We start from the raw sequence: 691 nt of genomic DNA on the forward strand, positions 1-691 counted from the left end.
GTTTTGATAATCAAAAGGCGAAGCGAGTGCCAAAAACTGAGTCCCAGATTCTGGCTTGCCATCAATGCCTACTTGATGGCAAAAATAGTGGAAAGAGTTCAACGCTCGCATTGTTGCTGAAACTAATACGGCACCAATACAACGACTCCAAATCTGTTGGTCTAGCTGCCATCAAATCTCAAGAGGGGAGACGCTCACAATAAAATCGCCTTCACGATCTGGGTGAGTTTCTAGCCATCTCGCTAAAGGCGCTCCTTTTTCTCGTGTTGGCTCTGCCATCAAATGCCAAACTTGAGCGAGGTTCTCTAGTCGTTGAATATAGAAACCTAGTTCAGCGAGCGCAGGCTCGGCCAATCTTGCCGCGAGTTCGCCATCTTTGACTCTTTCTGCGATAAGATCGGCGATTTTCGCGACGCTTTGGTTTGCTTTCTTGCTGAACTGCTTTAGCTCTTTAGATTGGTTTTCTAGCCAAGTAGGCAGTTCGCCATGTTCAAAGCGGTAGATGCCTTCTTCAAACTGAGCTGGGTCGAACTGTTTAGTCAATTGAGTGAGCGCAGGTATTAAGTTTTGCACCGAGTCTTGCAAGTCATTGCGGAATCGAGCGACACGTTTCTCATCAGCCAGTGATAAAAATTTACTGATTGACTGATTCAGCTTCTCTAGCCACGCTGCTGCGCCTTTTAAACTCGCG

At 46.7% G+C, this 691-nt stretch carries 1 pseudogene; it reads right to left on the reverse strand.

The annotated features are described in order from the left end of the window. Positions 1-691: pseudogene (locus R7Q11_RS26480) on the reverse strand (ATP-dependent DNA helicase DinG); the annotation flags it as partial.

This window comes from Vibrio sp. 970 (assembly GCF_033339075.1).